The organism is Candidatus Defluviilinea gracilis (genome assembly GCA_016716235.1).
Classification (GTDB): Bacteria; Chloroflexota; Anaerolineae; order Anaerolineales; family Villigracilaceae; genus Defluviilinea; species Defluviilinea gracilis.
The window spans coordinates 52,138-65,894 of the sequence record JADJWS010000007.1 but is presented as its reverse complement, the minus strand read 5'-3'; the positions used below and the strand labels follow the sequence as shown (position 1 = coordinate 65,894).

The 13,757-nt window shown below is 54.0% G+C and carries 13 protein-coding genes; 7 read left to right on the top strand and 6 right to left on the bottom strand.

Annotated features, from left to right (window positions below):
• Positions 1-97: 97 nt before the first annotated feature.
• Entirely contained in the window at positions 98-841 is a 744-nt protein-coding gene (locus IPM31_18320) for an rRNA pseudouridine synthase (GenBank protein ID MBK9008928.1), read from the bottom strand.
• Positions 842-909: 68 nt separating this feature from the next.
• Between IPM31_18320 and IPM31_18315 the strand changes: the two genes are divergently transcribed.
• The 7 genes from IPM31_18315 to IPM31_18285 all read left to right on the top strand — a co-directional run bounded on the left by IPM31_18315 (position 910) and on the right by IPM31_18285 (position 7,642).
• On the top strand, positions 910-1,959 hold the full coding sequence (locus IPM31_18315; protein MBK9008927.1) for a hypothetical protein: 1,050 nt from the start codon (positions 910-912) through the stop codon (positions 1,957-1,959).
• Between the two features lie 31 nt (positions 1,960-1,990).
• Positions 1,991-2,746: a dienelactone hydrolase family protein gene (locus IPM31_18310; protein ID MBK9008926.1), complete on the top strand. Its 756-nt coding sequence runs from the start codon at positions 1,991-1,993 to the stop codon at positions 2,744-2,746.
• Positions 2,747-2,943: 197 nt separating this feature from the next.
• Positions 2,944-3,240 carry a hypothetical protein gene (locus tag IPM31_18305; GenBank protein ID MBK9008925.1) on the top strand — a complete coding sequence of 99 codons (297 nt, stop codon included), beginning with the start codon at positions 2,944-2,946 and terminating at the stop codon, positions 3,238-3,240.
• Between the two features lie 298 nt (positions 3,241-3,538).
• Entirely contained in the window at positions 3,539-3,997 is a 459-nt protein-coding gene (locus IPM31_18300; GenBank protein MBK9008924.1) for a hypothetical protein, read from the top strand.
• Positions 3,998-4,223: 226 nt separating this feature from the next.
• Complete coding sequence (locus tag IPM31_18295; GenBank protein ID MBK9008923.1) at positions 4,224-5,969, top strand: hypothetical protein; 1,746 nt, start codon at positions 4,224-4,226, stop codon at positions 5,967-5,969.
• Between the two features lie 145 nt (positions 5,970-6,114).
• Positions 6,115-7,113: a hypothetical protein gene (locus tag IPM31_18290; GenBank protein MBK9008922.1), complete on the top strand. Its 999-nt coding sequence runs from the start codon at positions 6,115-6,117 to the stop codon at positions 7,111-7,113.
• 160 nt (positions 7,114-7,273) lie between these two features.
• On the top strand, positions 7,274-7,642 hold the full coding sequence (locus IPM31_18285; GenBank protein MBK9008921.1) for a nuclear transport factor 2 family protein: 369 nt from the start codon (positions 7,274-7,276) through the stop codon (positions 7,640-7,642).
• 154 nt (positions 7,643-7,796) lie between these two features.
• Here the strand turns inward: IPM31_18285 and IPM31_18280 are convergent, their stop codons facing one another.
• The 5 genes from IPM31_18280 to IPM31_18260 all read right to left on the bottom strand — a co-directional run bounded on the left by IPM31_18280 (position 7,797) and on the right by IPM31_18260 (position 13,712).
• Positions 7,797-8,768, bottom strand: coding sequence for a D-cysteine desulfhydrase family protein (locus IPM31_18280; GenBank protein ID MBK9008920.1), 972 nt, complete (start codon positions 8,766-8,768; stop codon positions 7,797-7,799).
• Between the two features lie 164 nt (positions 8,769-8,932).
• Positions 8,933-10,234, bottom strand: a complete 1,302-nt coding sequence (locus IPM31_18275) for a peptidoglycan bridge formation glycyltransferase FemA/FemB family protein (protein MBK9008919.1) — start codon at positions 10,232-10,234, stop codon at positions 8,933-8,935.
• Positions 10,235-10,238: 4 nt separating this feature from the next.
• On the bottom strand, positions 10,239-10,697 hold the full coding sequence (locus IPM31_18270) for an NUDIX domain-containing protein (protein ID MBK9008918.1): 459 nt from the start codon (positions 10,695-10,697) through the stop codon (positions 10,239-10,241).
• Positions 10,698-10,744: 47 nt separating this feature from the next.
• The gene (locus IPM31_18265; protein MBK9008917.1) at positions 10,745-11,761 is read right to left on the bottom strand and encodes a peptidoglycan bridge formation glycyltransferase FemA/FemB family protein; all 1,017 of its coding nucleotides are present in this window, start codon (positions 11,759-11,761) and stop codon (positions 10,745-10,747) included.
• A gap of 19 nt (positions 11,762-11,780) precedes the next feature.
• Complete coding sequence (locus tag IPM31_18260; protein MBK9008916.1) at positions 11,781-13,712, bottom strand: polysaccharide biosynthesis protein; 1,932 nt, start codon at positions 13,710-13,712, stop codon at positions 11,781-11,783.
• Positions 13,713-13,757 lie beyond the last annotated feature (45 nt).

Sequence of the window (13,757 nt, the reverse complement as noted above, 5' to 3'; positions counted from 1 at the left end):
CCAACCGCAGAGACGCGGAAATGCTGAGGATCGCCTGAGAGGCTTCCAACAGGTCCCCCACTCCGCGCCAAAAACGCGCTGAAAACAACAAACCGGCTCAACGCCGGTTTGTTCTTCTTGCGGGAGAGTTTCCCTTCAATTCTGCCACCTCGCGCGGATCAAGCGCGCGCCATTGTCCGGGTTTGAGATTTCCGAGCCGCAGTTCGCCAATGCGGATGCGTAAAATTTTCACCACCGGCAAGCCCAACTGCTTGCAGGTTTCGCGGATCTGCCGCTTTCTGCCCTCGCCCATCACCACGCGCACCCACGCGCCTTTTCCTTGACCGGTCTCATAGCGGGCGTTGACCGGCTGGGTCTTGTATCCATCTTCGAGAATGACGCCTCGCTTCCACGCTTCGAGTTGTTTCTCGTCCGGACGCCGCGCCAACAGGACGCGGTATTCTTTCTCGTGTCCAAAACGCGGGTGTGTGAGGCGGTTGGTTAGGTCGCCATCGTTGGTCATCAACACGAGACCTTCGCTTTCAAAATCCAACCTGCCGACAGGGTAGAGATGTCCTGGCGCATCCACCAATTCGCGCACGGTCTTCCGATCGTCTTCCCTCTCCTTTTCCACTGTGGATAGCACATTGCGCGGCTTGTACAAAGCGATGTACGTTAATCGCTCGGCGGCGGCGATGGGTTTTCCATCGACGGTAATCCTGTCCACAGCCGAATCAGCCTTCCCGCCGAGAGAAGCGATCTGTCCGTTGACGCGGACACGTCCCGCGGTGATGAAGTCCTCGCAGGCGCGGCGCGATCCGTATCCAGCCTGCGCTAATATTTTTTGAAGGCGTTCCTGCATGTTAGTTTTATCCTGATATTTGGAATATAATTTCGACATTATATCAGTCGGCTGTGAAAGGATATCCCATGAAAAACAACCCGCGCATAATCTGTCTGCTTTTGCTTGTGTCCGTTATAGCGGCTTGCGCAAGCCGTTCGGCAACCCCCGCGCCCGCCACCAGCGCGCCGACGAGCGTGTTATCGACAACCATTTGGGATGAATTGCTGTTAGCCACGCCGTACCCGCACGCATTTCCATTGCCCGAGGCGACCGTGTCTGATCTGGATGGCGCTTTTGCCAAGTTAGACGAATCGCCGCCGCAATTCTGGACGTGCTACCGTTGCGCGGATTATCGCCCCGCCGGCGGGATCTGGCGTCTGCAATTCGACAAAGGCACGATGCGAATCTTTTACCAGATCACGAATTGGACAAGCATCGCATCATTTACTGTGGAGGGCGACCGCGTAAAACTGTTCAACGACCCCCTCTGTCCGCAGGATGTCGGCGAATATCAATGGAGGGTTGAAAACGGGGAATTAAATTTCTCAGTCGTTGAAGACGGTTGCGCTTTCGACCTGAGAAAGGAAAACCTGACGAAGCAACCGTGGAAATCTTGCGGCGTCGGCAATGAAGTGGCAGGCTGTTCCGACTCGACAATTCCGCCGAATGAAATTGCCGCCAACCTGCCCGTCAGCGTGACCATCCTGCCGGGAGATAGTCATTACTTTGATGTTCGCCCCGATGTGTTTGTGGCGGCGAACGATCAAAATGTCGCCTCGCCGGAAGGGATTCAACTGCGGTATCACGAAAATAGCATCCCTTATGGCACGCATCGCGTGTTGTGGTGGAAAGGCGATTGGTTGGAAGCGACAACAGAACTTCCATTCACCTCGATTGGCGTGCAGTTTTGGGGGTCGGGGTATCTTGGCTCGGCGCGCGTGTTATTCGATGGCGTGGAAGTGTGGCGCGGTTCGACCGTCTCGCTTGGCAAGTCGCTGGCATACTTTGGAGGCTACATCGAAATCACCGGGTTCAAGCCGGGTGAGCACACCATCCGCGTGGAAAACCTGGGGATCGATTACCGCCCGGTCAAGGTCTATGCGTTTGGGTTCAGCAACCAGCCGGCGCATAAATAGGTCGGTGTCGAATTTCTTACAAGGAGCCCGCATGTACACGACTGACATGAACGAAGGCATTCATGCCGAAACTGTGACAATGCTCGGCGCGAACGGAGACCGCATCAACGCGTTTCTGGCGCGTCCGCTCGGTGACGGGAAATTTCCCGCGATGGTGCTGGCGCATCACATGCCGGGCTGGGACTTGTTGTATCGCGAGTTCACGTACAAGTTCGCGCATCACAGGTATGTGACCATTTCGCCGAATCTGTACTTCCGCGCGGGGCATGGGACGCCCGAAGACGTGGCGGCAAAAGTACGAGCGGAGGGAGGCGTGTCGGACGAGTCGGTAGTCGGCGATCTGGCGGGCGCGGCAAAATATCTCAACACGTTGCCATACGTCAACGGCAGGATCGGAATCTTCGGCACGTGTTCAGGCGGACGTCATGCGTATCTCGCGGCATGCCGCACAACGGAGTTCAACGCCGCCATTGATTGTTGGGGCGGACGGGTCGTGATGACTCCCGATCAGTTGAACGAGAAGACGCCGGTCTCGCCGCTGGCTCTCACCAAGGACTTGTCGTGTCCGCTGCTCGGCATTTTCGGCAATGACGACACCTCGCCTTCACCGGAGCAAGTCAACCAGCATGAGGCTGAATTGAAGAAGCAGGACAAGACGTATGAATTCCATCGCTACGACGGCGCGGGTCACGGATTCTTTTATTACACCCGCCCCGCCTATCGTCAAGCCCAAGCCATGGATGGCTGGGAGAAAGTTTTTGCGTTTTGTGAAAAGCATCTTTCATGAAAAACCCGGTGGTTGAGTAGCCCGAGGCGACAGCCGAGGGCGTATCGAAACCACAGGTACGCATACAAACCTTTGTAGCAAAAATTGCTTTACGGACTGGTGGTTTCGATACGTCCCGCGATGCTTCGTCTTCGTGGCGCGAACACCACGCGCCACTCCGCTCAGCACGCGCGGGGCTACTCAACCACCGAATATGAATGGACAAAGAGTTCACCATGTGCACCATGATCGTCGAAAAAGTGAAGATTGACGGAAGCGGCAAAGGCGCGAGCGGATGGTTCACGCTCAACGGAGCCAACGTCTCATACGACCATCCCTTCAATGCGCCGATGGAACACGCGCTGAACATTGACTTCGTGAACGAATCCAAAGGACCCTCCGCCCGCGTGGCAGTGGAGTTGAGCGAGTTCGCGGCGCGGGAGTTGGCGAGGACAATTCTGGAGGTGTTGAATCAGGCAGAGGCGGGCGGGCATTTGGAAGAAGCAAGAAAATAATTGAAAGTGGATGTACAATCGACGCAGACGCGGTTCGCTCTGGTCCACAACATTGGCAGGATCCACGCCTTTGGAAGCGCCGACTGATCCCTGACCGAACGAAATAACAGAAACTTGCTTACCACGCGAGAATTTGATCTCTCGGTGAGACTCTCGGCACGGAAGGCTCTCTACCAAATCGGTTTTTCGACAGCCTCGTTAGCCGCATAGTAAATGAGCAATAGAGGAGACTATTAGTCTTGCTTTCGGTACTTAGGTCAATGCCAGTTTGCTATAGTGATCCCAAACAGGAGACTTTATGGATCCAGAGACACACTTATTCCTAAATAGGTTAAGTTTGATTATTAGCGTTGTTTCGGCCGCTTTTATGACTCCGGAAATACTAGGGGAACACAGAATGAAAGCAATTAGCTCGAGCATACTTGCTTTTTTCCTTCGCGTCTCATGGCTGATACTTTTACTCGGCGTGCCCGCAATACTTTTTTCATTGGATGGTATTGATATTCCGGTGGTATTTTGGCCGATATTGGACATGCTGGAGGCTATACCTGAAAATATGGCTCCTTACATTTGTGGTATTCCATTCTTTGCGTTATTTATTTATGGAGCCGCATACTGCATTCACCTTTGGGAGGATGCAGACAACATTGTAAATCGTGTTTTTTATTCCCAACAGGGCCGAAGACGCCTCTTAATAATAGGTGGGGTTCTCTTGCTTATCAGTTCGAGCATCCAATACACAGTAACATTTCCTTAGCTGGGAAAGGCTAGCGCCGCAATCCGTGCGTGTATCGATGAACAAAAGTGTCAAGCTGTAGAGCGGAAAATCGCCGGAGGAATCCCGATGTCTTGAAAAAGACGTTGGGTTTTTCTTTTTCGGGTGGCGCCGTTGGGCGCTTCCCACTATCAATCGAGAAAATTGCAACATGAGTTAAAATGCTCCCAATGTTCAAGCCAAGTCAATCGAACATTCGGAGCGCCAAGTGATACATCGAACTCGTACAGTTTTTGCAATTGCCGCAATCCTCACCGTTTTACTAACATCCTGCAATGCCTCCCTCAGCGAAACTACCCCCGCCTCGCCGGGCGCGGTCGTGCCGCGCGCGACGATCAATCCACAGCAATATCCCCTCCCCGCGTTAGAAGCCCAAGCGACGCTCGTGCAGAATGTTTTGCAACAACCGCTCCCGATCCTTTTGCTCATCGGGCTGGACGCGCCGCGCGCGCAAGCGCAAGAGATCGCCATGACCGATCCGCGCTTTCAAGGCGACCTGTGGGACGTGTCCACTGGCGCGGCGTTAAGAAACGAGATCTTCGGCGTGTATCCCATGCGCGAAAGCGACATCACTGATGTCACCGCCCAATGCGGTCAAGCCGAGTGCTATCGCGTGGAGATGTACAACTACGCAAAAAATCTCACCACCGTTGGGTTCGTGAGCGTCACCGATAAAACCCTCCTAGCCGTGATGAAAATGGCAGACACCCAGCCCGATGCCCCGCAATATCTTGTTGACCTGGCTGTGCAGATCGCTAGCGAATCGCCCGAAGTCATCGCCGCGTTGGGATACAAACCGAACGGCGACGATGCCCGCATGGAAAACACCAAGACCGCGCTCAACCTCACGCGCTGTCAACGTTCGCGGCATCTTTGCCTCGCGCCCACGTTCATTGACGGCGACCGCGCGCTCTGGGCAATCGTGGACTTAACCGATGGCGTCCTTGTCGGAGTCCGCTGGACGGATGTCGGCACATATGGTCCCGCCGTCACGCAACGCAGTTTGCAAGACGACATCGTCACGCAGTTATATTGCAACAAGTCCACCGCGCTCGAACATGGCGATTGGCGCATGGACTTCATCCTCACCAGTTCAGACGGCTTGCGCATCTCCGACGTGCAGTTCAAGAGTCGCGCCATCCTCGAAAGCGCAAAACTCGTGGACTGGCACGTGAGTTACTCCACCACCGAAGCGTTCGGCTACAGCGACGCGGTCGGCTGTCCCATTTTCAGTCAAGCCGCGGTCGTCGCGTTCCAAGGTCCAACTGTCGAAGACATCATCGAGAACGGCGAGGTCGTCGGCTTTCGTCTCCAACAGGAATTTTGGGGCGAGCAATGGCCCCTGCCGTGCAGTTATTTTTACGTCCAACGCTTCGATTTCTACACCGATGGACGCTTCCGCGTGATGGCTGGCAACATCGGGCGCGGATGCGGGACGAACGGGACGTACCGACCCGTGCTTCGCCTCGCTCTCGCCGGTGAAAATTCTTTCGCCTCTTATGCCGACTCGGCCTGGGAAACCTGGTCCACCGAAGGCTGGCAGGCGCAGTCCGATTCCGAACCGACAGACGAGGGCTATCAATATCGCTTCCAAGATGCGGCTGGCGCGGGCTTTTACATCGAACCAGATCGCGGACAATTCGGCGACGAGGGTCACGGCGACAACGCCTTCGTCTACGTGACCCTCGACCACCCCGACCGCGACGAAGGCGATTCGGATATGATCACCATCGGTCCATGTTGCAACGTGAATTACGAGCAGGGACCCGAACGATTCATTGACAACGAATCCATCGAAGGCGCAAATCTCATCTTGTGGTATGTTCCGCAAGTGGAAAACGACGGCGCGCCCGGCGAACAATACTGCTGGGCAGAATCCGTTTTGGATCGCGGCGTCTACACGGCAAAAGAATATCCCTGCTACATGGGTCCCATGTTCGTGCCGATTCCATAACGTACCGCAAAGTTCACTTTGCGCTTTCGGCTGACACGAATCTATGAATCGCATAATACAACCTGTACCGCAAACTTCAGTTTGCGCTTTTGGCTGACACCAATCCATGAATCGCAAGATAAATCTTGCGGCACTGAAGACCTCAATGGCAAACAAGAAAAAACAACAAGCAAAACAAAAACGCGCTGACCGTCGCAAGTGGTGGCTGTGGGGCATCCTCCTCGCGCTGGTTGTTGGCGTGGCGGGATACATCGTCTACTCCGTCAACACCTCGGAGGAAAAACTCGCGCCGGGCTTCGGTCTCGGCGGCGTGACGTATTGTCAGTCCACGCCAAAGTTTGCCAAAGATATGGGCTACGACGATTCCGCCATCATGAGCACGAACGAAACGCTGAAGGGACTATTCATCTACGACCGTCCGCTTCAAGTGGGGCAGCCGCTTGCGCACGTGTACCAGCATCCCACGTGGGATGACGCGGGCTATCTCGGCACGCCGGTCAACGACGGAGAGGGAAACATCTACGTCGCGCCCGCGCCGCGCGTCAATCTGTACGATAATCCGCCCGAACAACAAAACACGATCTACAAAGTGGACACGGACACCGGCGAACTGGCGGAATACATCCGCCTGCCATTTGCCGCGCCGATGCCGCCTGAAAATCCGTTCGGCATTATCGGGCTGGCGTACGATTGCGACACGAACAGCTTGTATGCCGCTTCGGTATATGGCTCGGGCAAAGATACCGAAGTGGGAATCATTTATCAAGTTGATCTGGATACGGGCAAAGTCGAATCGCAATTAAAAAATGTTGACGCGTTCGGGCTGGGCGTGTTCAACCGCATCGCGGGCAAACGCTTGTATTTTGGTCTCACGCGCAAATCGGAAGTGTGGTCGGTGGCGCTGGGCAACGATGGGAAGATTCGCGGCAAACCCCGCTTCGAATTCTCGATGGCTGGCTGGGGCGCGGATGGCGACGACAAAGCGCGCCGCATCGTCTTCCGCAAAGCCGATGAAATGTTCGTGCGCGGCTCCGCATTCAACTATAATTTGATCGCAGGCACCGAACGCATCCAAACCGATTATTTTCTACGCTACGATCCCGCGCAAGATATTTGGTTGAGAGAAGAAGATCCGCAACAATAACACCATGCTATGCTATCGCAGGCTCGAAGCAGTGCAACTGCATCAAGAACTTTAAGCATGTCATGCTGAGTGAAGCGAAGCATCTCTACCGCAACTATCGAGACCCTTCGGTCGCTGAAAAACGCTTCCTCAGGGTGACATTGAAATAAAGGAGTTCCCCATGACCCCAACCCGCATGTCCAAAATCGAATCCTCAGTCCGCACCGTGATGGACTTCAACGACGCCTTCAATCGTCACGACATCGCAGGCATGATGAAGTTGACAACAGACGACACAGTCTTTGAGAACACATCCCCCTCCCCAGATGGGACGAGGTACTCAGGCAAAGATGCAGTGACAAATTTTTGGGAAGATTTCTTCCGCGAAGCGCCAAACGCCCACATTGACATCGAAGAAATCTTCGGTCTCGGCATCCACTGCGTCATGCGTTGGACGTACACCTGGGGCGACGGTCACGTCCGCGGGGTGGATGTGTTCAAGTTGAGGGACGGGTTGATTTGCGAGAAGTTGTCGTATGTGAAGGGGTGAGGAGATTCAAGAAAAATCCGTTTTCAATTCTTTTTTAATCACAAACCTGACAGGCGACGCGCTGAGTATGTCGAAGCGCCTCTTCCGCGCCATCGCCTAAAAGAATCCACGCGTGGACAATTTTCCTTGGCAGGCACATACACGCGAAGACTTGTCAGGTTTTTAGAATATTCGCATACTTCTCCGCGAACAGCGCGGGTTGTCCGCCTGTGTGCCAGAATAGCACAGTCTCCTCGCTCTTGAAATACCCTTTGCGGATGAGATCGATCATCCCCGCCGCCGCGCGCCCTGTGTAGACGGGATCAAGTAGAAGACCTTCGTACTTCGCAAACAGATTGACCGCTTCGCGCTCCGCATCAGTCAGGACTCCGTAGCCTGCCTTGCAGTAGTCGGCATTTGCAGACACCTCAGCCGACTCGAACCGAATCCGCTCCCCCAGCCTTTCACTCGCCTCCGTCGCCAGTTTGGACACGCGACTCTTCAACCACTCTTCCGACTCGTCAATGCTGATTCCCAACACCTTGCCTTTGAACTCAAACACGCGCTGACCCAATACGAGTCCCGCGTGCGTTCCGCCTGAGGATGTGCCGAAGATGATCCAATCAACATGTTTATTTTGCTCCATCAACTCCTCCATCGCAAACGCATACCCCAACGCGCCCGTCGGACTCGACCCGCCGTACGGGACGAGATACGGCTTGCGTCCATCCGCAACGGCTTTGTCGAATGTCTCTTTCAACACGCGGTCGCGTTCATTGCGATCGGCAATCGTCACGACTTCCGCGCCGAATAATTGATCCAACAACAAATTGGCGGACGGTTTATCAGGCATCTCTCCGTTCAACACGAGGATGCAATCGAATCCATACTTCGCCGCCGCCGCCGCAGTCTGCCGACAATGATTCGACTGCAACGCGCCGCCAGAGATCAACGTCCGCACGCCTTGCTTCTGCGCCTCCGCAACGAGAAACTCCAACTTGCGAGTCTTGTTGCCGCCGAAAGCGAGTCCCGTCTGGTCGTCGCGCTTGACGAGGATGCGCGGACCAGCCAACACGTCCGATAGACGCGGGAGTTCTTCGATGGGTGTTGGGAGATGGGCGAAATTTAATCGAGGGATTTTGTTCATGATGATTCCTTTTTTTAATCCTACTCGGTGGTCGAGTAGGGCGAAGCCCGTATCGAGACCACCACGCCGTAAAGAAAAATTTGTTACAAGAAGTTTTCTTCAATACCATCTGGTCTCGATACGTCCCGCGACGAGCATCGCGGGACTACTCGACCAGCAAATCATCAAGCCCCTAAACTCTGCTTGGTCTTCGACCTTCCGCGCGATCTCATCACATCCAACACGCGCGGCATGATATCCGAATACATCCGATACCAAAATTGATTTGGCGCAAAATCCCACGCGCCGAGGGTGCGGACGACCTTGCCGCCGAGTCCCTCTTTGAAGCGATAGACTCCCCACATCGAGTCGCTTTCATCGAACACTTCGGGCGCGCCCCACAGATCATAGACTGTGCATCCACGCAACTTTGCGCGCTTCATCGCTTCCCATTGCAAGAGATATGTCGGCATCTTTTCGCGGTGCGCGTCGCGCGACATGCCATACACATAATATGCGCGACCTGCGAAATAAAAAACAAATATCGCGGCGACGGGTTGGTTGTTTACCTCCGCGATGAGAGGTTCGGCATGGGGTAATTGGTCCCACGGGGATGCTTCGCGATAATTGGTAATTGGTGATTGGAGATTAGAGATTGGAGAATTAGAGAATTGGAGGCTTGCGCTGAGCGAAGTCGAAGGGCTGGAGGCTTGTTCTGAATCCGATTGAGAATTTGGAGAATTAGAGAATTGGATTTGGTTTGCCTTCATAAATAATTCCCAAACCGTTTTGTAATATGCTTCATCGCGAATCACAAAGCCGTCGCGCACGGAGGTTTCTGCGTACATTTTGTAAAGCATCCCCAAATCTTCCAAATTGCCTACGCGCAGAGAGACGCCCTTCTTCTCCGCGAGGCGGATGTTGTAGCGCGTCTTCTGTTTCATCCGCGCGAGGAGTTCATCTTCGGTTGAATGGAGATCGATCACGACCGTATTCTTGAATTGGATTTGATCCGACGAGTACCCCCACCCCCTCCGCTTCAACTCGGACATGATGGCTGATCCGTTTTTATCTTCGGCATCATCCGCGCTGTGAGGGACTCCCGTTCCCAGCACGACATCGGGATCGCATTTCAAGAAGATCGCACCTTGTTTTTTCGCAAAGGACTGCAGGTCATCCAGCACGTGCTTACGAAGCGATTCATTCGTCCAATCGAGGAGCGGTCCCTTCGGCGAATATAAAATAGACAACCGCGCGGCGAAGTTGTTTTGGAGGATTTGTCTTTTCAGAATCAGTGCCGCCGCAACTGGCGAGTGGAAAGTAGAAAGTAGATTCGGGTCACTTTCCACTTTCCACTTTCCATCCGCATCCCACACCGCATACAACGGGCTCCACCCATACTTCGCCTTCACCTGTCCCCACTCGTAGGTTTGGAGGAAGTGCGGGTTGGGAAGATCAGAGATCAGATTGTTCCAAAGATTTACCATTGCCTTATGATTCTCGCTGTTGTGCCTTTATACGCCATGCCATAATCATCTTATCGTGCGCGCCTTTAGATAATTCAGCAGGAATTTCCCGCCAATGAAAATATTTCGCAATGCTGGATTCGCCGTTGATTCTTATTTCTCCTGAAATTTTTTCGGCAAGATATACAAAAGTGACGCCATTGCCGCGCGGGTCATCGTCAAAATAATAAACATCGAATAATTCACCGAGTTCCACTTCTAGGCCTGTTTCTTCGTAAACTTCCCTGATCGCCGCATTTCTTGGATCTTCGTCTGCTTCGACGTATCCAGCAGGCGTCATCCAGGTTCCTGTCCATGGTTCGTAGCTACGCCGTAACAACAACAGCCTTCCGTCCTGTTCAATCAAGACCGCTGCGCCGACTTTCAATTGAGCGTAATATACCCAACCACACGCAGGACAAACTTCCCGATCATGGAGTTCCATATGACGAACTTCCAACTTTGATCCGCATTGAAAACAATAATGTGGCATTATTCGCCGCGACTCCCAATGAATTTCAGATACGCCCAATACAGAATCGGATTGTACACTCGATCCATTGCCTGCGCCGCGCGTTTGACGCTATGCGCTCCGCCGAATCCGCGTTTGAAGCGATAGACTCCCCACAAGCCATCGTGACGTGATTCAAAATTGATTTCGAGGGTCGCTTCATCTTCGTCAGGGACTCCCCAGAGATCGTATTCTTCGCATCCGCGCGCTTTTGCCCATTTCATCGCTTCCCATTGCAGGAGGTACGTTGGCATTCGGTTGCGTTCTTCATCCGTTGACGCGCCGTAAAGATAATACGCGCGGTTTCCATTTCGGGCGACGAATAACGCCGCGAGAGGTTTACCTTCGTATTCAGCGACGAGGATTTCGCCAAGGCCCTTTGGCCGGAGGAGTTCATACGCGCGTTTGTAATATTCCAACGAGTGGACTCCGAACCCGTCGCGCCCGCCTGTGACGAGCATCATCTTGTGAAAGGATTCGATATCGTCCCATGCGCGGACGGTCACGCCCTTCTTCTCGGCGAGGCGGATGTTGTAGCGCGTCTTTTGTTTCATCCGCGCCAGAATCGTGTCTTCGTCATCTTTGATGTTGATGAGGATAGTGCGAGGAGGTTGGATGTTGTGAGGGGAGGTTTCAAGTTTCAGGTTCCATGTTTCAGGTTGTGGGTCACTCCAAAGATCAGGTTCGAGTTTGAGGAAGATTGCGCGATGATTTCGACAAACCGAATCGACCTCTTTCCAAAACTGTTCACTGCCCACTGATAACTGCTCACTGCCTACTGATAACTGATCACTGATAACTGCTTTCGGAATATACCCAACCGTGAACCCCAACGGCAACTTGCGAAACAAAATTTGCGCGCCAATATTTCCGCTGATCACTCGCACAGGCTTCCACCCAAACGCGGACTTCAACTCACCCCACTCGCCTGTTTGCAGGAGGTGGGCGTTGGGATGTTGGGTGAGGAAATGACTCCAGTCGGTGAGGGAAACGATCATGCGGCTTGAAGGTTGAAGGTCAAAGGTCGAAGGTCAGCAATGACTTTTGACCTGTGACCTTTGACTCTGATTGTTCGCGGATGGATGAATTTGGAATCAACTCGTCGAGCAGTGCGATCATCGCGTCGGTGTCGTTGGAATGGCTGAGGGATGAGAGTCGCTCGATGACTTGAGGCAGGTTCAAATCGGAGGAAGAAGCGTCTGCGTCGAGGCGGAAGATGTCGGGGTGCAGAGTCTTCGCAAGCGGCGTCCCCTCATCCCAAAGTTCCTCCGTTAATTTTTCGCCCGCGCGAATGCCCGTGTATGAAATTTCGATGTCGCGATGCGGCTCGAGTCCAGAGAGTCGAATAAGGTCTTCGGCGAGATCGAGAATGCGGACAGGCTCGCCCATGTTGAGCACAAACGTTTCGCCACCGTTTTCCATCGACGCGGCTTGAAGCACGAGATAGACCGCTTCGGGAATGGTCATGAAAAAACGATACATGTCGGGATGCGTGATCGTGACGGGACCGCCGCCCGCGATTTGATTTTTGAAAATGGGAATGATACTGCCGCGACTGCCCAGGACGTTGCCGAAGCGGACTACCGAAAAGGCGTGAGGCGTGGATCGTCCCAAAGGGATGCTTCGCGATGAGGCGTCCAGCACGATCATTTCCGCGAGACGTTTTGTTGCGCCGTAGATGGATGACGGGCGGACGGCTTTATCGGTGGAGATGAGCACGAATCGTTCGACGTTTTGGCTGAGCGCGGCTTGGACAACGTTGCGCGTGCCGATGACGTTGTTCGTGACCGCTTCGACGATGTTCACCTCCATCAACGGGACGTGTTTGTGCGCGGCGGCATGGAAGACAACTTGCGGTTGATGCTGCGCGAAAATTTGCGCGAGTCGTTCGGTGTTGCGGATGTCGGCGATGACGGGCGAGAGAGATAGATTCGGATACTCTTGATTCAGTTCGAGCAGAATTTCAAAGATGCTATTTTCGCCGTGACCGAGCAAAACAAGTTCAGATGGATTACGGCGCGCGATCTGTCGGCAGAGTTCGCGCCCAATGGAGCCGCCCGCGCCCGTGACGAGGACTCGCTTGCCCTCAAGCGCCGCGCCGACGGCTTCGTCATTGACGCGCACGGGTTCGCGGCGAAGCAGGTCGGTGATGTCCACTTCGCGCAGGCGGTTAACGCTGACCTTGCCGCCGATGAGTTCATAAATGCCAGGCATCGTGCGCGAGGGGATTCCTTTGACGCGGCAAACGTCGTTGATCGCGCGCACGAGCTGACCGGGCGCGGAGGGAATCGCGATGATGACTTCGTCTACATGATGCAGGTCAATCGCGGAGGCTAAATCGTTGACCGCCCCGATGACAGTAATTCCATGAATGGAATGTTTTTGTTTGGCGGGGTCGTCGTCGAGGAAGCCGACGGGAATCAAATTGAGTTGCGACGTTTTTTGTAATTCACGAACAACCAACGCGCCCGCGTCGCCTGCGCCGATGATGATGGCGCGTTTGCTTTTTCCGCTTGAACGCGCGGACATGGATTGTTCGGCAAGGATTCGCAATGCAAAGCGCGAGCCGCCGATGAGAACGAGCGAGAGGAGCCAGTCAATGCCTAAAGCAGAACGGGGCATTCCAGGATACACGTTACGAGTTACGATGAGGAGCGCCATCACGCCTGAGGTGAGGACAGAGGCGGTAGTCACTGCGACGGTGATCAAGCGCAACTCGCCTGTGCTGGCGTAGATCCATAGGCGGCGATACAAACCGAAGAAATAGTAAACGGGGATTTTGATTGCGAGCGCGACCACACTCATCAACACAACGGCGGGAAAATAAAACGGCAATTCCTCCACGTTCAGCCGCAGGGCAAAACTTCCCAGCACCGAGACGATGATGAGGGCAATGTCGCCGATGAGGACGAAGCGGTTGCGGATGTGAGGGGGGCGGGAGAAAGACATGTAATTGGTAATTGGTAATTGGTAATTGGTAATTGGTAATTGGTA